Origin of the sequence: Inquilinus limosus (assembly GCF_002195995.1) — a bacterium.
Taxonomy (GTDB): domain Bacteria; phylum Pseudomonadota; class Alphaproteobacteria; order DSM-16000; family Inquilinaceae; genus Inquilinus; species Inquilinus limosus_C.
In genome coordinates, this window is sequence record NZ_NHON01000015.1 from 61,532 (window position 1) to 82,381 (window position 20,850).

General features: G+C 70.1%; 21 protein-coding genes. 7 read left to right on the top strand and 14 right to left on the bottom strand.

The genetic code is table 11. From position 1 onward, the window contains the following. Position 1 precedes the first annotated feature (1 nt). Positions 2-127 carry a type B 50S ribosomal protein L36 gene (gene ykgO, locus BWR60_RS10590; protein WP_026868615.1) on the bottom strand — a complete coding sequence of 42 codons (126 nt, stop codon included), beginning with the start codon at positions 125-127 and terminating at the stop codon, positions 2-4. A gap of 249 nt (positions 128-376) precedes the next feature. Between ykgO and BWR60_RS10595 the strand changes: the two genes are divergently transcribed. After that, positions 377-835 (top strand): c-type cytochrome, encoded by a 459-nt coding sequence (locus BWR60_RS10595; protein ID WP_088150981.1) that lies wholly within the window; start codon positions 377-379, stop codon positions 833-835. 133 nt (positions 836-968) lie between these two features. Here the strand turns inward: BWR60_RS10595 and BWR60_RS10600 are convergent, their stop codons facing one another. The 5 genes from BWR60_RS10600 to BWR60_RS10620 form a co-directional block, all read right to left on the bottom strand. After that, positions 969-2,141, bottom strand: a complete 1,173-nt coding sequence (locus BWR60_RS10600; protein WP_088150982.1) for a serine hydrolase domain-containing protein — start codon at positions 2,139-2,141, stop codon at positions 969-971. Between the two features lie 109 nt (positions 2,142-2,250). Next, positions 2,251-4,332 carry a calcium-binding protein gene (locus tag BWR60_RS10605; RefSeq protein ID WP_088150983.1) on the bottom strand — a complete coding sequence of 694 codons (2,082 nt, stop codon included), beginning with the start codon at positions 4,330-4,332 and terminating at the stop codon, positions 2,251-2,253. A 221-nt stretch (positions 4,333-4,553) separates the two neighbouring features. Beyond that, a complete protein-coding gene (locus BWR60_RS10610; protein WP_088150984.1) occupies positions 4,554-5,450 on the bottom strand; it encodes a cytochrome c in 897 nt (298 codons plus the stop codon). A 74-nt stretch (positions 5,451-5,524) separates the two neighbouring features. Continuing rightward, complete coding sequence (locus BWR60_RS10615; protein ID WP_088150985.1) at positions 5,525-6,670, bottom strand: alpha-D-ribose 1-methylphosphonate 5-triphosphate diphosphatase; 1,146 nt, start codon at positions 6,668-6,670, stop codon at positions 5,525-5,527. A gap of 111 nt (positions 6,671-6,781) precedes the next feature. Beyond that, positions 6,782-8,035 carry a winged helix-turn-helix domain-containing protein gene (locus BWR60_RS10620; RefSeq protein WP_088151019.1) on the bottom strand — a complete coding sequence of 418 codons (1,254 nt, stop codon included), beginning with the start codon at positions 8,033-8,035 and terminating at the stop codon, positions 6,782-6,784. Positions 8,036-8,139: 104 nt separating this feature from the next. On the opposite strand from BWR60_RS10620, the gene BWR60_RS10625 reads away from it, so the two are divergent. Next, on the top strand, positions 8,140-8,601 hold the full coding sequence (locus tag BWR60_RS10625) for a GNAT family N-acetyltransferase (RefSeq protein ID WP_088150986.1): 462 nt from the start codon (positions 8,140-8,142) through the stop codon (positions 8,599-8,601). A gap of 43 nt (positions 8,602-8,644) precedes the next feature. Here BWR60_RS10625 and aqpZ read toward each other — a convergent pair whose 3' ends face one another. Then, entirely contained in the window at positions 8,645-9,367 is a 723-nt protein-coding gene (aqpZ, locus tag BWR60_RS10630) for an aquaporin Z (RefSeq protein ID WP_088150987.1), read from the bottom strand. Between the two features lie 625 nt (positions 9,368-9,992). Between aqpZ and BWR60_RS10635 the strand changes: the two genes are divergently transcribed. After that, positions 9,993-10,778 (top strand): hypothetical protein, encoded by a 786-nt coding sequence (locus tag BWR60_RS10635; RefSeq protein ID WP_088150988.1) that lies wholly within the window; start codon positions 9,993-9,995, stop codon positions 10,776-10,778. Positions 10,779-11,052: 274 nt separating this feature from the next. On the opposite strand, the gene BWR60_RS10640 is transcribed toward BWR60_RS10635, so the two are convergent. Then, a complete protein-coding gene (locus BWR60_RS10640; RefSeq protein ID WP_088150989.1) occupies positions 11,053-11,247 on the bottom strand; it encodes a DUF4170 domain-containing protein in 195 nt (64 codons plus the stop codon). A 25-nt stretch (positions 11,248-11,272) separates the two neighbouring features. Beyond that, positions 11,273-12,550, bottom strand: a complete 1,278-nt coding sequence (gene aceA, locus BWR60_RS10645; RefSeq protein ID WP_088150990.1) for an isocitrate lyase — start codon at positions 12,548-12,550, stop codon at positions 11,273-11,275. Between the two features lie 163 nt (positions 12,551-12,713). Here aceA and BWR60_RS10650 point away from each other — a divergent pair, with 163 nt between their 5' ends. Further along, the gene (locus tag BWR60_RS10650) at positions 12,714-14,156 is read left to right on the top strand and encodes a helix-turn-helix domain-containing protein (protein ID WP_088150991.1); all 1,443 of its coding nucleotides are present in this window, start codon (positions 12,714-12,716) and stop codon (positions 14,154-14,156) included. Between the two features lie 260 nt (positions 14,157-14,416). Here BWR60_RS10650 and BWR60_RS10655 read toward each other — a convergent pair whose 3' ends face one another. Next, a complete protein-coding gene (locus BWR60_RS10655; protein WP_088150992.1) occupies positions 14,417-15,217 on the bottom strand; it encodes a GNAT family N-acetyltransferase in 801 nt (266 codons plus the stop codon). 237 nt (positions 15,218-15,454) lie between these two features. Between BWR60_RS10655 and BWR60_RS10660 the strand changes: the two genes are divergently transcribed. After that, positions 15,455-15,637 carry a YegP family protein gene (locus BWR60_RS10660; protein WP_088150993.1) on the top strand — a complete coding sequence of 61 codons (183 nt, stop codon included), beginning with the start codon at positions 15,455-15,457 and terminating at the stop codon, positions 15,635-15,637. Between the two features lie 55 nt (positions 15,638-15,692). Here BWR60_RS10660 and BWR60_RS10665 read toward each other — a convergent pair whose 3' ends face one another. Beyond that, positions 15,693-16,145, bottom strand: coding sequence for a carboxymuconolactone decarboxylase family protein (locus tag BWR60_RS10665; protein WP_088150994.1), 453 nt, complete (start codon positions 16,143-16,145; stop codon positions 15,693-15,695). A 109-nt stretch (positions 16,146-16,254) separates the two neighbouring features. On the opposite strand from BWR60_RS10665, the gene BWR60_RS10670 reads away from it, so the two are divergent. Continuing rightward, positions 16,255-17,121, top strand: a complete 867-nt coding sequence (locus tag BWR60_RS10670; protein ID WP_088150995.1) for a sigma-70 family RNA polymerase sigma factor — start codon at positions 16,255-16,257, stop codon at positions 17,119-17,121. 38 nt (positions 17,122-17,159) lie between these two features. On the opposite strand, the gene BWR60_RS10675 is transcribed toward BWR60_RS10670, so the two are convergent. After that, positions 17,160-18,071 carry an MBL fold metallo-hydrolase gene (locus BWR60_RS10675; RefSeq protein ID WP_088150996.1) on the bottom strand — a complete coding sequence of 304 codons (912 nt, stop codon included), beginning with the start codon at positions 18,069-18,071 and terminating at the stop codon, positions 17,160-17,162. A gap of 203 nt (positions 18,072-18,274) precedes the next feature. Here BWR60_RS10675 and BWR60_RS10680 point away from each other — a divergent pair, with 203 nt between their 5' ends. Then, positions 18,275-20,227, top strand: coding sequence for a bifunctional 2',3'-cyclic-nucleotide 2'-phosphodiesterase/3'-nucleotidase (locus BWR60_RS10680; RefSeq protein ID WP_088150997.1), 1,953 nt, complete (start codon positions 18,275-18,277; stop codon positions 20,225-20,227). 9 nt (positions 20,228-20,236) lie between these two features. On the opposite strand, the gene BWR60_RS10685 is transcribed toward BWR60_RS10680, so the two are convergent. Together BWR60_RS10685 and BWR60_RS10690 are read right to left on the bottom strand one after the other, a co-directional pair. Further along, positions 20,237-20,584 (bottom strand): type II toxin-antitoxin system RelE/ParE family toxin, encoded by a 348-nt coding sequence (locus BWR60_RS10685; RefSeq protein WP_088150998.1) that lies wholly within the window; start codon positions 20,582-20,584, stop codon positions 20,237-20,239. Further along, a complete protein-coding gene (locus BWR60_RS10690) occupies positions 20,571-20,843 on the bottom strand; it encodes a ribbon-helix-helix domain-containing protein (RefSeq protein WP_088150999.1) in 273 nt (90 codons plus the stop codon). Before BWR60_RS10690 ends, BWR60_RS10685 begins: the two co-directional genes overlap by 14 nt. Positions 20,844-20,850 lie beyond the last annotated feature (7 nt).

Below are 20,850 nucleotides of genomic sequence, written 5' to 3' on the forward strand. Positions count from 1 at the left end.
ATCAGCCCTGGCGCGCCTTGAAGCGCGGATTCTCCTTGTTGATGACGTAGACACGGCCCTTGCGGCGGACGACGCGGCAGGCGCGGTGACGGCTCTTCAGGGTCTTCAGCGAGTTCGCGACTTTCATAATCCATATCCCATGCGGCAGCGCCGGCGCCGCCGGGAGCAGGAGCTCGCGGGCCGGAATTCGAGGCGCGGACCATAGTGGCCACCCCGCATCCTGTCAACCGGGCGCGTAACGATTTCCCGCGTAACCCTGCGACACGTCGCAGCGAAAGGAACCGCGGAGCGCGAACGGGCTGGAGATCGCCACAACTCCTCCAGCATACTCGCGCCCGTCAATCGCCGGACCGGCACCCACCCCAGGGGAGGCACCATGCGTTCGTTGAAGTTCGCCGTCATCACCGCCGCCATCGTCAGCTGCGGCGCCGCCATCGCCTGGGCGGCCACGCCCGAGGAGACGGTGGCCCAGCGCGAGGACGCGATGAAGACCTACGGCGCCAGCGTCAAGACCCTGACCGGCTTCGTGCGCGACAACCAGGGCTCGATCGACGACGTCAAGGCGGCGACGGCGAAGATGGCGGGGGTGAGCGCCGAGCTGCTGTCCCTGTTCCCGGAAGGCACGGCGGTCGGCGTCGGCAAGAGCGCCGCCAAGCCGGAGATCTGGGCCAACTGGGCCGATTTCCAGACCAAGGTGAAGGCCAACCACGACGCCATCGTGGCGCTGGACGCGGCCGCCCAGTCCGGCGACGCGGCCAAGGTCAAGGCCGCCTTCCCGGCCGTCGGCCAGTCCTGCGGCGCCTGCCACGAGACCTATCGCGTCAAGAAGAGCTGACGATCCTCGTCGGCGGGCCGACGAGGATCGTCATTGCGAGGAGGCGAAGCCGACGAAGCAATCCAGGGGCCGGTTCGAGCCACCCTGGATCGCTTCGCTGCGCTCGCGATGACGGTCCGTTTGCCGGCTTGTCCTACCCCACCGCCCCCGCGACCGCCCGGAAGCCGGCCAGCAGCCGGTGGTCGAGCGCGTCGTCCACCGCCGCGGGCTGCGACGACATCTTGGCGATGACCAGCTCGGCGGCGCGGTCGACATAGATCCACTGGCCGTGGATGCCGATGCCGCAGACCACGTCGCGGCCCGGTCCCGGCACGTACCACTGGCTGCGGTAGCGTCCCTGCGGCGCCAGGTCGGCCAGGTCGCCCCGGGCCCAGGCCTGGGGGTCGCCGTTGTCGAGAATGTCGTCGATCCAGCCCTGGGGCACCACCTGGGTGCCGCCGACACGGCCGTCCCGCCGCACCAGCTCGCCGATCCGGGCCAGGTCGCGCAGGGTCATGCCGATGCCGCCGGCGGTGCGCGCAGCACCCCGCCCGTCGAGCGTGATGTACGCATCCGCCTCCGCCCACATCGGCCGCCACAGCAGCTCGGTCATCAGGGGCGCGAAGCGCATGCCCGAGGCGCGCTCGCAGATCCAGCCCAGCATGTCGGAGTTGGGCGAGACGTAGTGGAAGGTCTCGCCATGCCGGCTGCCATCGGCCGGCAGGCGGGCGATGAAGCCGTGCAGGTCGTTGTCCCGCGCCACCGCGCTGGGCGGGTTCCAGCCCATGGCGACGCGGTAGCGGGCGACGTCGCCGGCCGGGTCGACATAGTCCTCGACGAAGCGGATGCCGACCGTCATGTCCAGCACGTGGCGGACGGTGGCGCCGTCATAGGCCGACCCCGCCGCCTCCGGCACATAGGCGGTGACCGGTGCCTCCGGGTCGAGCTGGCCGCGCCCGGCCAGGATGCCGGCGACCAGGCCGGTGATCGACTTGCTGATCGAGAAGACGATGTGCTGGGTCTTCGGCCCCTGCCCATGGCCGTAGTGCTCGGCCACCATCGCGCCGCGATGCAGCACCAGGAAGCCGTCGGTGTCGCTGCCCGCCAGCAGCCCGGCGACCGAGACGCCCTGCCCCGGCACCGCGATCCGGTCCAGATCCAGACCCGGCCCGGACCTGAAGCAGGCGGCGAACTCGCCGCGCGGGATCTCCGCCGCCGGCACCAGCCGCCGGACATTCTGGAAGCCCCAGCGGCTGTAGGGCGCCTGGCGCCAGTTGGCCAGCGTCGCCTCCGGCGCCGCCCCATTGCTCTGCAGCTCGATCACCATCGCCGTCCCTGCTTCTTTCGCCCTTGAAGGGGCCGCCGCCTTGGGGCGGCGGTCCTACACTAGACGAAGTCGGCGGCGGACCGCAGGGGGGTGATGGCCCCCCCTTTTTTCAGAGGATGAAGTCCGCCGCGGTCAGGACGTGGTCGGAGACCACGTTGATGGCGAAGTCCGGCGCCTTGTCGCCGTTGCTGTCGGCATAGACCACCTGGACCGCCCCGGCGGTGACGATGCGGATCTCGCCCGCATGGCCGGTGAAGGCGCCGGTGCCGAGGGTGAAGTCGATGCGGATGGCCGACAGGTCGATCCTGTCGCCGGTCGAGAAATCCGCGATGGTGTCCTTGCCGCTGCCCGACACGGCACTGTCGGACAGCGCGGCGTAGGCGAAGATGTCGTTGCCGGCCCCGCCCTTCAGCACATCGCCGCCGCCGCCGCCGGTGAGCAGGTCGTCGCCGGCCATGCCCCAGAGGGTGTTGGCATTGGCGTCGCCGGTCAGCGCATCGGAATAGGCCGAGCCGAGCACCTGCTCGATGCCGGTCAGGGAATCGCTCGTGGCATCGCCGCCCGCGAAGGATTCGGTCCCCAGGTCGACCGCCACCGGCGCGCCCGAGCCGGCATAGCTGACCGTGTCGATGCCGGCGCCGCCGATGATGGTGTCGGCCCCGGCGCCGCCATCGATCGTGTCGTTGCCGTCGCCGCCATCGATGGTGTCGTCGCCGGCCCCGCCATAGAGGGTGTCGTGGCCGGCCTCGCCATAGACGAAATCGTCGCCGGTGCCGGCATCGACCGAGTCATTGCCCGTGCCGCCATGGATGGTGTCGAGGCCGTCGCCGCCGACCAGGCGATCGGCGCCGTCGCCGCCGTCGAGGCTGTCATTGCCGCCCTCGCCATAGAGGGCGTCGTCGCCGCCGCGCCCGGCCAGGACGTCGTCGCCGGCCCGGCCGGCCAGGAGGTTGCCGCTGCCATCGCCGCCCAGCGTGTCGGCCAGGCTGGTGGCGTAGATGGTCTCGATCCCGGTCAGGATGTCGCCCGTGGCGTCGCCGCCGGTGGCGGTGTGCGCGAGCAGGTCGATCGTCACCGCCCCGGTCGAGGCATAGAGGACGCTGTCGATCCCGTCGCCGCCGGTCAGGCGGTCCGCCCCTGCCCCACCGATCAGCACATCATCCCCGGCGCCGCCATCGAGCTGGTCCGCGCCCGCGCCGCCATCGAGCGAATCGTTGCCCAGGCCCCCGAGCAGCACATCGTCGCCGCCCAGGCCGCGGACGGTGTCGTTGGCGTCGCCGGCGGTGACCACGTTGCGGTCGTCGCTGCCGACGATCAGCAGGTTCGACTGCACCCCGATCAGCATCAGATGCGCCGGCAGGCCAATCGGCCCGCCCGGGAAGCCGAGGTCGATCTCCTCGATCCCGACCAGCATGTCGCCCTGCAGCACCAGCAGCGTGTCGGCGCCCGGCAGCGGCGTGAAGGCGATGACGTCGTAGCCGTCGCCGCCGTCCATGACCTCGCCGGCCACGACCTCGGACGCATCCATGATGCCGATCAGGTCGTTGCCGTCGCCGCCCTCCAGCAAATCGGCGGCGCCGCCGCCATAGAGGATGTCGTCGCCCGCGCCGCCCTGCAGATGGTCGGCGCCGTCGCCGCAGCCGCAGCCGCCGGCACCCGGCTCCGCGTCCCCGGCGAGCATGTCGTTGCCGTCGCCGCCGATCAGCGTGTCCGCGCCCTCATACCCGACCAGCAGGTCGTTCCCGGCCAGGCCGGACAGGACGTTGTCGTCGGTGCCGCCGTCGATGGTGTCGTCGCCGGCACTGCCGGTGACGTTCTCGATTCCGGTCAGGGTGTCGCCTTCGGCATCCCCGTCGACGCCGGTGCCGGCGAACAGATCCACGGTTACCGGCTTGACGCTGGTGCTGTAGTCGGCGGTGTCGATGCCGTCACCGCCGGTCAGCGCATCCGGCCCCAGGCCGCCGCGCAGCAGGTCGTCCCCGGCGCCGCCGTCGAGCTGGTCGGCGCCGTCGCCGCCATCGACGACATCGTTGCCCGCACCGGCCAGGACGAAGTCGTCCCCGCCCACCCCGCTCAGCGTGTCGTCGCCCGACAGGTCGAGCTGCACGCCATTGGCGCCAGGCGGCACCACCACGGTGTCGCCGAGGCCGTAGATGGTGTCGGGGTCGACGGTGCCGGTGTAGCTGGTCACGATGAAAAGCCTCCGATGAATGCAGGCCGGCGCACCGGCCGGGCGGGCGGGAACGGCGTCGGTCGTGCCCGATGCCCAGGCGGCATGTCGCGGTTGAAAGCGTGAGGCACCGTTCGAAACCACCGGCGCCGGTCAATACAATGTAAATGTTCCTAAAATTACGAATGCCGCGGCACTATAGGTGATTCCGCGGCTTCCGGCCATCGCCCGTGATGCGGCGGTTACGGCCCGGCCAGCGGCGCCAGGCTCTTCAGATAGGTGGCGATGGCGTCGCGGTCGGCCGGCACCAGCTTGGCGGTGTTGTCCCGGATCACCTCGGCCATGGCGCCGCCGGCGAAGTCGCCGTCGGGCGTCGCGCCGGTCTCCAGGTAATAGGTGATGTCCCGGTCGCTCCAGCCGCCGATGCCGTGGTCGGGGTCCGGGGTGATGTTCGGGATCTTGCCGCCGCCATCCGGCGCCTGGGGGTTGCCGGCGAAGGCGCTGTACCAGTTCAGCCCGCCCAGCATGTCGCGCGGCGTGTGGCATTCGCCGCAATGGCCCAGCACGCGGACGAGATAGGCGCCGCGATACCATGCGGGGGACTGGCCGGCCGCGACCAGGAACGGCCCCTCGCTGAAGTTCAGCAGGCGCCAGCCCGGCAGCAGCGAGCGCCAGGAATAGGGCCAGGACAGGTCATGCGGCGTGTTCGGCTGCTGCACCGGCGGGACGCTGCGCAGATAGGCCCAGAGGTCGGCCAGGTCGCGGTCGGTGATGCCGGTGTAGGAGGTGTAGGGGAAGGCCGGGTAAAGGTCGTCGCCCGCCGGCGACACGCCCTCGCGCAGCGCCCGGCGGAAATCCTCCTCGCTCCACTGGCCGATCCCGGTCTCGGGGTCCGGGGTGATGTTCGGGGTGTGGAAGGTGCCGAAGGCGGTCTTCAGCGCCCGCCCACCGGCCAGCGGCTTGGCGTCGGGGCCCGGCTGGGTGTGGCAGGTGGCGCAGCCGCCGGCGGCGAAGATGTAGGCGCCGCGCGCCACCGGGTCGGCCGAGGCCGGGTCGGGCGCCACCGGATCGGCGGCCCGGGCGGCGCCGGCGAGGCCGAGAGCCAGCATCAGGGCCGTGAGAACCGGGAACGGGCGCATGCTGGCCTCCGGACTGCGAGCGGGCGACTCAGCCCTTATAACCCGATCCGCCGGCCGGGCCCGTTATTCCGGGATCATGCGACTCTTTCGCCTTCGCGCCACACAGCGCGGATCACCGGCACGCCGTCGACCAGCCGGACGCGCAGCAGATCGGCCCGCAGCCCGGGTTCGATCCGGCCGCGATCCTCCAGGCCGGCGGCGCGGGCCGGGTTGATCGTCACCGTCGCCAGCGCCTGCGGCAGGCCGATGCCATGCTCGCCGTCGGCCAGGGTGAAGGCGCCGTGCAGCAGGCTGACCGGCACGTAGTCGGAGGACAGGATGTCGACCAGCCCCTCGCGCGCCAGCTCCCCGGCCGAGACGTTGCCGGAATGGGAGCCGCCGCGGACCAGGTTGGGCGCCCCCATCAGGATCTGCAGCCCGTGCTCGCGCGCGGCGCGGGCGGCGGTCAGGGTGGTCGGGAACTCCGACACCACCATGCCCAGCGCCGCCGCCTCCTCGACATGGGCGACGGTCTCGTCGTCATGGCTGGCGATCGGCAGGCCGCGGCCGCGGCCGATCGCAGCCAGCGCGTCGCGGTTGGTCACGCCATGGGTGCGGGACGCGGCGATCCGCTCCGCCGTCTGGGCGTCGATCTGCTCGTCGGTCATGCCGAGCATGCCCTTGTAGATCTCGCGGTACTTGGCCAGGTCGGCGAACTGGCGGTGGCCGGGGGCGTGGTCCATCACCGACATGAACTGCACCAGCGGGTCGTCGCGGAACGGCTCGAACAGCTGGAGCACGTTCGCCTCGGTCACCTCGCAGCGCAGATGCAGGAAATGCTCGGCCCGCAGCATGCTGCCGGCCTGGGCCTGGCGGATGCCGTCGACCATCGGCCGCAGCGTCTCCAGCCGGTCCTCGCCGTTGCGGCCGCCGACCAGGGCCAGCGCGTCGAACACCGTGGTGATGCCGGCTGCGGCGACCTGGGCGTCATGCGCCATCACCGCCGTCACCGCCGGCCAGCGCACGCCGGGCCGCGGCGTGTAGTGGCGCTCGAGATGGTCGGTGTGCAGCTCGACCAGGCCGGGCAGCAGGTAGTCGCCCTCGAAATCGACGGCGCCGGGCGGGAGGGACTCGTCCCGGTCGAGATCGGCGATCCGCCCGCCGGCGACGGCGAGGCTGCCGGTCAGCACGGCCTCCGCGGTCACGATCCGCGCATGGGCGACGATCAGATCCCCCGGCATACCCAGTCCTTCTCTATCCGCTTCCGCACGATCGGTCCGGCGGGGTGCGCCCGCGCGGCCTTATATGGGCGCTCGACCCGGCATCGCAACGCCGGCCCGCGCGCGGCGCCCTTATGCCCCGAGCTTTGCGACCGTTTGATGACCCGGCGATGACAGCGTCGATTTGCCCTCCGGCCACGTCACCCGCTCGACCCCGGCGAAGCGGCGGATGCGGTCGAGCTGCTTCTCCAGCCGGGCCTGCCGCGCCTTGCTGGACCGCACCTTCGGCTCCCACCACAGCCCGGCGACGGCGAGGTCGCCGCTGTCGCGCCGGGCCCGCATGTCGATGCGGCCGACGAAGCGGTCGCCCTCCAGGATCGGGAAGACGTAGTAGCCCCAGCGCCGCTTCGCCTCCGGCACGAAGGCCTCGAAGCGGTAGTCGAAGCCGAACAGCCGCTCCAGCCGCTGGCGGTTGCGGATCACCGGGTCGAAGGGCGACAGCACCCGCAGCACCTCCGGCGCCGGGGCGGCCGCTTCCAGCCGGTCCTCGATATCGGCGAAGGCGAAGGCCGCGGTGGTCTTGCCGTCCGCGCCCTGGACATGGACGACGCGCAGATCGCCGCGCCGGGCCGCATGGTCGCACCACTGCTCCGCCTCGCGGATGGTGATCAGGTCCCAGAAGCCGGCGATCTCGCCGGGCCGGGCGGCGCCCAGCCGCTCCAGCGCCGAGCGGCAGGCCCAGTCGACCACCGCCTCCGGGTCCGGCGCCGGGCCGCGATGCGGCTCCGGGATCACCCGCTCGGTCAGGTCGTAGACCTTCTGGAAGCCCTCGCGCCGCGCCACCGCCAGCACCCCGGTGCGCCACAGGAACTCCAGCGCCATCTTCGACGGCGTCCAGTCCCACCAGCCGCCGGAGGGGCGCTGGCGCTCCTCCTCGAAGCTGCGGGTCAGGAGCGGGCCTTCCGACGCCACACGGTCGCGCACCTGCTGCAGCACCTTGGGGAAGTCCGGCCCGGCCTCGGTCCACCAGCGGCTGGTGGCGGCGCGTGCCTGGACGTCGGCGAAGCGCCGCGACCAGTACGGGAAGAACCGGGTCGGGATCAGCGAGGCGTCGTGGGTCCAGCCCTCGAACAGGCCGCGGGTCTTCTCCACCAGCCGCGGCAGCTGGGTCTGGGCGTAGCCGTGGCGGCGGCCGAACAGGATCATGTGATGCGCCCGCTCAACCGTGTTGATGCTGTCGACCTGGACGAAGCCGATGCGGTCCACCAGGGCCTGGCAGCCCTCCACCGTCAGCCGGCCCAGCGGCGGGTCCGACAGGGCGTGCAGGTCGAGGAACAGGCGCCGGGCGTCGGCGTTCGGGATCGTGAGCGGAGCGGAGTCGGCCATGAACAATACCAGAACATGGATACCCGTGCCGGGCAAGAGGAAAGCCCTTCGCCCGCCGCCGCGCCCGGCTATAGTCGGGGTGAAAACGACCGAGGTTCCTGCCCGTGACCGCCACCCTGATCGCCCCGGAGCCGCCGCGCCAGGACGCGGTGCTCGACCTGATCCGCCAGTCCGACGCGCTGATGGCCGGCCTGTATCCGGCCGAGAGCAACCACATGCTCGACATCGCCGCGCTGGAGCGGCCGGAGGTGCGGTTCTTCGTGGCCCGGCGCGACGGCCGGGTGGTCGGCTGCGGCGCCCTGGTGGTCGGGGCCGATGGCGAGGCCGAGCTGAAGCGGATGTTCGTCGACCCGGCGACGCGCGGGCTGAAGGTCGGCCGCGACCTGCTGGCCCGGATCGAGGGCGAGGCGCGCGGCCTGGGCATCCGGGTCGTCCGGCTGGAGACCGGGATCCACCAGCCGGAGGCGATCGGCCTGTACCGCCGCTTCGGCTATGAGGATTGCGGGCCGTTCGGCGACTACCAGCCCGACCCGCTGAGCCTGTTCATGGAGAAGGCGCTGGACTGAAGCCCCGGCGGCCGGACCGCCAGGACTTCAGTCCAGCCCAGGATCACTCGGCCGGGGCGCCCGGGATCGTCGGCGCCGCGCTGACCGCGGCTTCGGGCTCGCTCAGGAAGCGGCCGATCAGGCCGCCGATGACGCCGCCGACGATCGGCGCGACCCAGAACAGCCAGAGCTGCCCCAGCGCCAGGCCCTGGGCGATCACCGCCACGCCGGTGCTGCGCGCCGGGTTGACCGAGGTGTTGGTGACCGGGATCGAGATCAGGTGGATCAGCGTCAGCGCCAGGCCGATCGCGATCGGCGCGAAGGGCGCCGTGGCGGGGCTGCTGACGACGCCGACGATGACCACCAGGAAGACCGCGGTCAGCACGACCTCGGAGACCAGGGCGGCCGTCAGGCTGTAGCCGCCCGGCGATCCGGCGTCATAGCCGTTCAGGGCGAAGCCCTTGGTGATGTCGAAGCCCGGCATGCCGGAGGCGATGATGTAGATGACCGCGGCCGCGACGATCGCGCCGACCACCTGGGCGATGATGTAGGGCACCACGTCGGACGCGCTGGTCTTGCCCGCGGTCCACAGCCCCACCGTGACCGCCGGGTTGAAATGGCCGCCGGAGATCCGGCCCAGGGCGAAGGCGCCGGTCAGGACGGTGAGGCCGAAGGCCGCGGCGACGCCGCCGAACCCAACATGCGATCCGGCCAGGACCGCGGTGCCGCAACCGCCGAGGACGAGCCAGAACGTCCCCAGCGCCTCGGCAAGGACTCGTTTGAGCATGTCGTTCCCTCCATACGATCTCCCACCGCCGCTGGTGGCGAGGAGAACCGAAGTTCCAAGATATAGTATTATGTAATAGCGCGCAATAAAGTGACTTTTAGACGATGTCGATCTTTTGTCTCAAGTTCGATTGCAATAGCCGGCGAGCGGATCAGGGACCGGCAGATCCGGCTGACCGGCGCTTCAAAGAGCTCGGTCATAAGCCGCCATCCGCCGTTTTCTTCCGGCGACTTGCTCGGCAAGACACGGCGGCAACACGGTCCACCATGGTCACCGACGTGATCTGTCGATCCCGTCCCGGATCCGGACGATTGCAGGTCTTGCCCAGAAAATTCCGAAGCCGCCCTGCCGGCCGACTGCGCCTGAACTCGATACGGCAAGGCCGGAATTTCAAGCGAAACGGCAGTTCTTCAGTCCCGTCATTTGCCGGCCAAGGCCGCCCGGCGGCATGCCGCCAGGCTCCATAAACGTTATGGAACATTTGCCGCCGCCCGGGGTTGCTGTAGCGGTTCGGGGGAAAATCCGGAATTCAGTCCTGGGCCGGGAGATCGGCGGCGGCCCCGGCCGGCCGCGGCCGCACAGGCGGGAGCCTGCCCGTTGCGTTGCCCCATATCTGGAGGTGTCGATGTCGCTCACGGTCACCTACAAGGACAACAAGCTCTCGCTGGTCGGCAAGGACGGGCGGACCTACGAGGTCAACGCCGCCCAGCAGCAGCAATGGATGCAGACGCTGGACGGCCTGGCGAAGCAGCATCAGCTCAAGGACGCCAAGGAGCTGCTCAGCCAGGGCACCGTCGAGGTGCCCGAGGCCGGCGATTCGCAGTGGCGCATGGCCACGGAGGCCGGCATCGCGCCCAAGGACATCAACGGCAGCGTCGTCGCGCTGAACGACCACATCGGCAACCCGGACCTGATCCAGACCTATCATGAGGGGGATCTGAAGCCCGATTTCATCATGCTGCCGGTTGCGCCGGAGAAGCCGGCTTCGGACACGCCGCAGCCGGCGACCAAGCCCGACACCTCGACGCCCGAGAAGTTCGCAGCCAGCCTGCAAGCCGCGCCGGATCAGAAGACGCGCAACCAGTGGATCAACGACTACGTCAACAGCGCCGAAGATCCGCTCGATGCCGTGACGAAGCTTCTGCCGCAGAATTTCGACACGAAGGACAACGGCCCCTGCCGGCAGCAGATCATCTACGCCTATGTCAACCGGGTCGCCGGCAGCAACAAGGACCAGCAGACGAACGCCCTCAAGCCTCTGGCCGAGAGGAACTGGACCATCGGCGACAAGAACATCGACGGGGATATCGATTACGACATCTGGGCGGTCGGGAAGAAGCTCGGCATCGAGCGTGACAAGCTTCCCATCAACGAGGCCGTGCCGATGGACGTCCGGATCCATATCAACTGAGGCCAGGACTATAGAGAAACGGCCCGGCCGAACGGATCGGCCGGGCCTGGGGTCTTCCAAAGGGTCGGTCTCTCGGTAAAAGGGCCGGACGGTGCGCCCGCGCCGCCCGGCCCGGTCGCGATCAGGGAGCCTTCGAGGTCGTTCCGAAACCCGCTGCGACGAGTCAGCTGGCGTGGTTTTCGAGAACCGGAGCGCAGCGCACGTTTGGTGCGTGAGCACCGGAAGCTTCGAGTCCCGCGTCAGATGGCCGTCGCAGTAGGGTTTCGGGACGACCTCACCGGGCCCCCTCATGCGCGATGGTGTAGCGCTGATGCGCGTTGCTGGTGGTGGCCGCGGCCAGCTGCCGCCAGGCATGCAGCGCCTCGTCGTAATTCTCGAACGGCCCTTGCAGGCTCTCGGTGCCGCCGATCAGCCGGTCGAAGCGGGTGTCGGCATATTCGCCGCCGATGATCCAGAAGCGGTTCGTCATGGTGTCCTCCTCTCGGGCGCAGTGATCAGTGGAACTGGGCGGCTTCGGTCGATTCGCGCAGCGCGGTGGTCGAGGCCTTGCCGCCGGAGATGGCGAGGCTGACGGCGTCGAAATAGCCGGTGCCGACCTCGCGCTGGTGCTTGGTGGCGGTGTAGCCGTTGGCCTCGGCCGCGAACTCCGCCTGCTGCAGCTCGGAATAGGCGGCCATCTGCCGGTCCTTGTAGCCGCGCGCCAGCTCGAAGGTGGCGTAGTTCAGGCTGTGGAAGCCGGCCAGGGTGATGAACTGGAACTTGTAGCCCATCGCCCCCAGCTCGCGCTGGAACTTGGCGATGGTGGCGTCGTCGAGATTGGCCTTCCAGTTGAAGCTGGGCGAGCAGTTGTAGGACAGCAGCTTGCCCGGGAAGTGCCGGTGGATGCCCTCGGCGAAGCGCCTGGCCTGGCCGAGATCCGGCTTCGACGTCTCCATCCACAACAGGTCGGCATAGGGCGCGAAGGCCAGGCCGCGGGCGATGCAGTACTCCATCCGGTTCTCCGGCTTGATCGGATGGAAGCCTTCCTCGGTGCGCTGCGTCCGGTCGATGAAGGGATGGTCGCGCTCATCGACATCGCTGGTGATCAGCTTGGCGCTCTCGGCATCGGTGCGGGCCAGCAGCACGGTCGGCGCGTCCATCACGTCGGCGGCGAGGCGGGCGGCGTTGAGGGTGCGGATGAAGCCGCGCATCGGCACCAGCACCTTGCCGCCGAGATGGCCGCACTTCTTCTCCGACGCCAGCTGGTCCTCGAAATGCACGCCCGCGGCGCCGGCCTCGATCATCGCCTTCATCAGTTCGAAGGCGTTCAGCGGCCCACCGAAGCCGGCCTCGGCATCGGCCACGATCGGCGCGAACCAGTGGCGCTTGGCGCCGCCCTCGGCATGCTCGATCTGGTCGGCGCGCTGCAGCGTGCGGTTGATCTTGCGCACCGCCTCCGGCACCGAATCCGCCGGGTACAGGCTCTGGTCCGGATACATCTGGCCGGCGGTGTTGGCGTCGGCCGCCACCTGCCAGCCGGAGAGGTAGATCGCCTCCAGCCCCGCCCGCACCTGCTGCATCGCCTGGGTGCCGTTGGTGGCGCCGAGCGAGTTGACGAAGTCGCGCTTGTGCATCAGCTCCCACAGCCGCTCGGCGCCCAGCCGGGCCAGCGTGTGCTCGATCCGGACCGATCCGCGCAGCCGGTCGACATCCGCCGGGCTGTAGTCCCGGACGATACCGTCGAACCGGCCGGGCTGGGTTCGGGTCGGGGTCGGGGAGTCGAGGGGAGCCATCTTGTAAATCCTTTTCAGTCCGTTCCGGACAGCGCGTCATGTTGCGCTGCGGTGATAAGACTGATGTTGGGTGCGGCTCTGGGCAGCGTCAACGCGGCGTTGAGCGTGAAAGGGAAATGTTGTAAATCTTGTTGATACAGATTTTGTAAATCGGAGAAGACCGATGGCCGCGCGCAAGCCGATGCTGGGGCACAAGATCCGGCGGCTGCGGCGCGACCGCGAGGTCACCCAGGCGCAGCTGGCGGAGCGGCTGGGCATCTCCGCCTCCTATCTCAACCTGATCGAGAGCAACCAGCGGCCGGTGACGGTCGAGATCCTGCTGAAGCTGGGCCAAATCTTCGACCTCGACCTCGCCAGCTTCGCCGAGGATGAGGGCGAGCGGCTGGTCGGCGGCCTCAGCGAGGTGTTCGGCGACCCGCTCTTCGCCACGCCGCGGCCGGGCACGGCCGGGCTGAAGCGGCAGGACATCATCGACCTGGCGGCCCAGGCCCCGGCGGCGGCCGAGGCGGTGCTGGCCCTGTACCAGGCCTATCGCGAGGGGCGCGAGACGCTGCGCCTGCTGGCCGAGCAGCAATCGGCGCCGGACATCGCCGAGGGCTCGTCGCCGCTGGACGAGGTGCGCGACTGGGTGCAGGCGCATGGCCACCATTTCCCGGAGCTGGAGACGGCGGCGGAGGAGATCTGGCAGGCCGGGGCGATCGAGCCCGGCGCCCTGTTCCCCGGCCTGATCCGCTATCTCGACGAGGAGCTGGCGCTGCGGGTCAAGGTGATGCCGGTCGAGGTGATGGGGCCGGTGCGCCGCCGCTACGACCGGCACGGCCGCCGCATCCTCCTGTCCGAGATGCTTCCCCTGCCCAGCCGCAGTTTCCACCTGGCGGTGCAGATCGCGCTGATCAAGTACCGCGCGCTCTTGGACGAGATGGTGGCGCCGGTCGGCTTCTCCGGCCCCGAGGGGTCGCGCCTCGGCCGCATCGTCCTGGCCAACTACCTGGCCGGGGCGGTGATGATGCCCTACGACCGGTTCTGGCGGGCGGCGACGGCGCTGCGCTACGACATCGAGGTGCTGCAGAGCCGCTTCGAGGCGTCGTTCGAGCAGGTCGCGGTGCGCCTGACCACGCTGCAGCGCCAGGGCGCCAAGGGCGTGCCCTTCTTCCTAATCCGCAGCGACAAGGCCGGCAACGTGTCCAAGCGCCTGGGCGCCACCAACTCCGCCTTCGCCCGGATGGGCGGCGCCTGCCCTTTGTGGATCCTGCCCGACGCCTTCCGCTCCCCCGGCCGGATCCAGACCCAGGTGGCGGAGCTGCCGGACGGCAGCCGCTGGTTCACCATCGCCCGGACCGTGTCGAAGCCCGGCGCCGGCTTCCGCGCGCCGGGGCAGAGCTTCGCCCTGGCGCTGGGCTGCGAGATCGCCCAGGCGGCGCAGCTGGTCTATGCCGACGGCATCGACCTCGCCTCCGACGAGGCGGCGGCGCCGATCGGGCTGCATTGCCGCCTGTGCGAGCGGCCGGATTGCGACCAGCGCGCCTTCCCGCCGCTGAACCACGTGCTGTCGGTGGACGAGAACCTGCGCGGCGCCACGCCCTACCAGTTCACCCCGGCGGCCTAGAGCGAGATGATTTCGGGCCTGACCACGTTGGAGGGATCACACTGTGCGTTGCCTCTCCCGCTTGCGGGAGAGGCCGGAGACGCGAAGCGGCTCCGGGTGAGGGCCCTTTGTCGAGGCCGGGACCAGCCCTCACCCGGTCGCCCTGCGGGCGCCCGACCTCTCCCGCGTCCGGCGGGAGAGGCAATGCGAGAAGACGCTCGACATCTCTGTTGTTCTTCGGCCGGTTGATTCAACCTGAATCAGTCATGCTCTAACCATCCTCAGCCCTTCAGCCCCCAGAACCCGATCGACGCCACCTTGCGGTAGCCGATGCGCTCATAGACCGGGGCACCGACCAGGGTGGCGTGCAGCACGGTGCGGGTCAGGCCGGTGGCGCGGGCGCCTTCGTGCAGGGCCTTGCGCACGGTCGCCTCGCCATAGCCGCGGCGCTGCGCCTCCGGCGCAGTGGCGACCAGGGCCAGGAACAGGCAGTCGCCGGTGGCCACCGTCGCCGCGGCCGAGACCGGCACGCCGTCCGAGAGCCCGAGATAGGTGTACATGCCGGTCTTCCACAGCGCCGAACCGGCCAGCCCGTGACGCCCGGCCTCCAGCGGCATGCCGTAGGCGCGGGAGTTCAGGTCGGCATAGGCGGTCAGCTGCTCCTCCGTGGTGACGCGCACGAACTCCAGCTCCGGATGATGCGGCTCGGCGATCGGCAGGATGTCGCCCGCCATGCCGAAGCCGGTCAGCGACAGGGCCAGACCGGCCTGGTCCGCGACCTGCGGCAGCGCCTTGCGGCAGGCGGGGTGCAGCAGCTCCTCGAACAGCCAGATCAGCCCGGGCTGGCGGCGGCGGCGCATATAGTCGGCGGCCTGGGCGAAGCGTTCCTCCAGCAGCCGGGCGTCGCAGTCCCGGTCGGTGAAGGTGATGCAGTTCCAGAACGGAAACCGGCTGTCGGCCCAACGGATGGCCATGCCCGGCGGGTCCGCCACGTCGCCGGTGCCACGGTCGTGCACCACCGCCCGCCAGGTGTCCGCGAGCTGCTGAACCGATTCGATGGCTTCCGGGGAAACACCGCCCATGACGCGCTCCGAGATGTCCGATGCGGCGACGATCGGTCCGCTCGGTTTCGGTTCGGCTACGGCGATCTGGGGAAGGGGTTGCAGGCGTAACCGGCAGCATCGCTAGCATCGTCGAGCGGCAATCCGGAAAGAACGGCAGGCAGGCCTTGCCGTTTTTCAACGAAGCGGCTTGCGAATATTGGGATATCGCGATCAAACTGCCGGGCGAACGTCAATCAATCCCGGAGGGAAACCCCCATGGCGCACAAGTTCGAGATCTACAAGGACAAGGCCGGCGAGTTCCGGGTGCGGTTCAAGTACAACTCCGAGACGATCTTCTCGACCGAGGGCTACACCAGCAAGGCCTCGGCCAAGAACGCGATCGAGTCGATCAAGAAGAACGGCCCGGCCGCGCCGACCGAGGATACCACCGAGTCCTGACCGGCGGCCGGCCGGGCGCGGGCGGCCCACGCCCCGCCCGGCACGGCCCCGGCGATCAGGCCCAGGGCGTCCCCGCCGGCTGCCGCACCGCCGTGTTGAGCCGGTTCCAGACATTCTCCAGCGCGATCTGCAGGATCAGCGCCGCGAGCGTCTTCTCGTCATAGTGCCGGGCGGCCTCCGCCCAGACGTCGTCGGGAACGCCGTCGCCCCGCTCGCCGACCCGCGTCACCGCCTCGGCCAGCGCCAGCGCGGCGCGCTCGGCCTCGCTGAAATGCGGCATGTCGCGCCAGGCGGTGACGGCGTAGAGCCGCGGATCGGCCTTGTCCTTCTTCATGGTGAAGGCGGCCTCGACGCAGACGCTGCAGCCGTTAATCTGGCTGGTGCGCAGATTGACCAGGTCGAGCGTCGCCGGCGGCACGCCGGCCGCCTCGACCGCCTTCCATAAAGCCGTCAGCGCCTGCAGGGCTTCGGGCAGCACCAGCGCCGGGTTCTTCATTCGGGCCTGCATGATCGGTTCCTTCCTTGCTGTTCGTCGTCTCGACGGCACCGACCGGTCACATCGGCCCGGTCTCCGCTCGTCATGGCCATGACGGAGCCGGCAGCGGAAAGTGTGACCGATGGACGAGACGAAACTTCTGGCGCAGCAGTTCGAGGCCAGCCGCCCGCATCTGCGCGCGGTCGCCTACCGCATGCTGGGGTCGCTGAGCGAGGCCGAGGATGCGGTGCAGGAGAGCTGGCTGAAGCTGAGCCGCGCCGAGGTCGGGGACGTCGCCAATCTCGGCGGCTGGCTGACCACGGTGGTGGCGCGGGTGTGCCTGGACCATCTGCGCCGTCGCCGGTCGCGCCGCGAGGAGCCGCTGGAGGCGGACGATAGGCCCGAGCCGCCGGCCGGGCCGGGGGCCGACCCGGAGCACGAGGCGGCGATGGCCGATTCGGTCGGCCTCGCCTTGCTGGTGGTGCTGCAGACCCTGGCACCGGCCGAGCGCGTGGCCTTCGTGCTGCACGACCTGTTCGACCTGACCTTCGACGAGATCGCGCCGATCCTCGGCCGCACCCCGGCCACCACCCGGCAGCTGGCCAGCCGGGCGCGGCGCCGGGTGCAGGGCGCGCCGCGCATGCCCGACCCCGACCTGGCCGGCCGGCGCCGGGTGGTCGACGCCTTCCTGGCGGCGTCGCGCGGCGGCCGCTTCGAGGATCTCCTGGCGGTGCTCGACCCCGGCATCGTGGTACGCCCTGACACCGCCGCGATGCGGGCCGGCGCGCCAAGCGAGATTCGCGGACCGGAGGCCGTCGCCCGGTTCTTCCTGGGTCGTGCCACCGGCGCCCGGCCGGCGCTGATCGACGGCGCCGTCGGTGCTGTGGTGGCGCCGCAGGGCCGGCTGTTCCTGGCGCTGGGCTTCACCATCGAAGGCGGCCGGATCACCGCGATCGAGGCGATCATGGACCCGGAGCGGTTGCGCCGGCTGGACCTCGCGGTGCTCTAGGGCTGTCGTCCGGTTCGGCCCCAACCCGACCGGCGCGGTCAGTAGCCCCAGATGCTCGGCACCCAGCGGTAGCCGTTGCCGACCGCCGCCACCCGGCAGACGGACGGGAACGGCAGATGGGTGCCCAGGATCGGCTCGCCGCTCGCCGCCAGTTCCTGCAGCAGACGAGCCCGGACGCGGACCGCCTCCTCGGGGTCGTGCTCGAAGCCGTTGTGCCATTCGAGGTGGTCGAACCCGTGCGGGAGCACGGCATCGCCGACGAAGGTCAGCCGGTCGCCGCCGGAGGCCAGGCGGACCATGCTGTGCCCGGGGGTGTGGCCGCCCGTGCGGGTGGCGACCACACCCGGCGCCACCTCATAGTCCGTCTCGAAGGTCTGCAGCCTGCCGCCGTACTGGGCCAGGAACCGCTTGGCGGCCGACCGGATCATGTCTGCCAGCGGCCCCGGCATGGCGGTGCGGGAGAAATCGGGCGACTGCCAGAACTCGGCCTCGGCCGCCGACACGTGGATCCGCAGGTCCGGACGCAGCTGGTCCTGCACCCCGTCGACGAGCAGCCCGCCGACGTGATCGAAATGCATATGGGTGAGCACCACGTCGGTCACGGCGGCGAGATCGATGCCGGCGGCCTCCAGCCGTGACGACCACCGCCCGGTGCGCGGGAAGTTCGGCGCCTCCATGCCCAGCCCGGAATCGATCAGGATCGTCCGGTCGCCGCTGCGGACCACGACCTCGTTCAGCGCCCAATCCATCACCTCCGGCTGCAGCCTCTCGCGCAGCCAGGCGGACCGGACGGCCGGGTCGGCATTGGTGGCCATCGCCTCGGCCGATATCGAGATCACCCCGTCGCTGACCACCATGACGTCGATCTCGCCGACCCGCAGCGCATAGCGCGACGGAACCGGCTCGTCAGCCCCCGGTCGACCGGGGTGCAAGATGCTGTCCGGGCTCATCTGTGTCTCCTCCTGATCGCCTTGAACACGGCACCGATGACGCTATGGCCGGGCGCGTTCGCGGTCGATTGGGTCGGGGGCGAGGGCGAGCCATACCGGGAGATAGGTTCGGTCATCCGCGGGGCGAGGCGTCGCCGCGCGCGGGCCTAGGAACCGTCACCGGCTTCGCTCTAGACTGCGCCGATCCATCGCAGGAGCGCCGCATGCCCGACATCACCCGCCGCACCACCCTGAAGGCGGGCGTCGCCGCCGCCGCGATCGGCCTGGCCCCCGCCGCGCTGCGGGCCGCGGCGCCGAAACTCAAGCTGCGGATCCTGGAGACGACGGATCTGCATGTCGCCGTCTTCCCCTATGACTACTATCGCGACAAGGGCGACGACACGATGGGCCTGGCCCGCACCGCCACGGTGCTGGCCGCTGCCCGGGCCGAGGCCGGCAACGTCCTGCTGTTCGACAATGGCGACGTGATCCAGGGCAACCCGATGGGCGACTACGTCGCCTATCAGCAAGGGCTGGACGGCGGCGCGGTGCACCCGATCGTCAAGGCCATGAACCTGCTGGCCTATGACTGCGGCACCATGGGCAACCACGAGTTCAACTACGGGCTCGACTATCTCGGCAAGGCCATGATGCAGGGGGCGAACTTCCCGCTGGTCTGCGCCAACCTGCTGAAGCCGGATGGCAGCCCCTATCTGGCGCCGTACAAGATCCTGGAGCGGACGCTGAAGGACGACAGCGGCGCCGCGGTGCCGGTGAAGATCGGCGTCATCGGCTTCGTGCCGCCGCAGATCATGCAGTGGGACCAGGGCCATCTCGCAGGCCATGTCACCACCACCGACATCGTCGACGCGGCGAAGAAATACGTGCCGGAGCTGCGCCAGGCCGGCGCCGAGCTGGTGGTGGCGCTGTGCCATTCCGGCATCGCCGGCGGCCCGCGCGAGGGCGGCGAGGAGAACGCCGCCCTGTTCCTGGCCGAGGTGCCGGGCATCGACGTGATCCTGACCGGCCACCAGCACCGCGTCTTCCCCGGCCCGGACTTCGCCGGCATCGACGGCGTGGATGCGGAGCGCGGGACGCTGCACGGCATCCCGGCGGTGATGGCCGGCTTCTGGGGCAGCCATCTCGGCATCATCGACCTGGAGCTGCAGCACGACGGCACCGCCTGGACGGTCGCGGCCTTCAAGACCGAGGCGCGGCCGATCTATGAGCGCAAGGACCGCAAGGTGACGCCGCTGGTGGAGTCGAAGCCGGAGGTGCTGGCGGCGGCGCAGCCGGAGCACGACGCCACCCTGGCCTATGTGCGCCAGCCGGTCGGCGAGATCACCGCCCCGATCACCAGCTATTTCGCCCTGGTGGCGGACGACCCGTCGGTGCAGATCGTCAGCCAGGCCCAGCTCTGGTACGTCGCCCCGCTCCTGGCCGGCACGGCGGCGGCCGGGCTGCCGCTCTTGTCCGCCGCCGCGCCGTTCAAGGCCGGCGGCCGCGGCGGGCCGGACTACTACACCAGCGTCCCGGCCGGGCCGATCGCGATCAAGAACGTCGCCGACCTGTACCTCTACCCGAACACGGTGCGGGCGGTGCGCGTCTCCGGCGCCATCGTGCGCGAGTGGCTGGAGCGATCGGCCGGCATCTTCAACCGGATCGACCCGGCGAAGGCGGAGGAACAGCCGCTGATCGACCCGTCCTTCCCGTCCTACAATTTCGACGTGATCGACGGCGTGACCTACCGGATCGACCTCTCCCAGCCCTCGCGCTACGACGGCGACGGCAAGCTGGCGGCGCCGGATTCGCACCGAATCGTCGACCTGTCGTTCGAGGGCAAGCCGATCGACGAAAAGCAGGATTTCGTCGTCGTCACCAACAACTACCGCGCCGGGGGCGGCGGCAGCTTCCCGGGGCTGGACGGCAAGAACATCGTGGTCGAGGCGCCCGACACCAACCGCGACGTGCTGGTGCGCTTCATCCACGAGCAGGGCAAGATCAACCCGACCGCCGACGGCAACTGGGGCTTCGTGCCGCTGCCGAAGACCACGGTCGTGACCTTCGCCAGCGCCCCCGCCGCCGCCCAGGCGGCGATGCCGCCGGGCCTGGGCATCGAACCGATGGGCGACGCGGGGGACGGTTTCGCCAAGTACCGGCTGGTGTTCGCGGGGTAGAGGGCGTTCTCAGTGCCGAAGCCGACCCAGGATCTGCCGCCTGTGGTCGGCGCCCCCGAAGAACACGGCCAGGATTCTGACTTCGGACACCGGCTCGTCGATCTCGAAATAGAAGACGAAGCTCTTGTCGGTCACGGTGCGGATGCCGGGTCGGATGCGAGGGTGCTCGGTGCCCCGATGCGGGTGGGTCTCGAAGGTCCGCATGTAGGCGAGCGCGTCGTCGATCCGAGAAGCGGCGCGTTCGACCGCGTTCGCCACGTCGTCTCCCAGATCCTGGTAGACCCGGACCAGATGGTCCTCGATCAGGTCGAGGTCCCGCGTGACGCCGGGTGCGCGGCGAACCCTATAGCGGCGCACGCGCCTTCCGTTTCCGCTGCAGCATTGCCCGGGTCTCCGCCTCGCCCTCGTCCAGGTCGACAAAGGGTCCCGCCCGGCGTTGATCGATCAGCGTCCGGAGCGCCTGGAGCTCAGCATCTTGCATCTCGTTGTCGCGGCGCAGCATGTCGAGCCCGCGCTGAAGCACCGCGCTGAGGCTCGGGTACTGGCCGCTGTCCACCAAGCCACGGGCATAGGCTTCCTGGTCGTCGGTCAGCGAAATCGAGGTCTTGACGGTCATCGGTGCC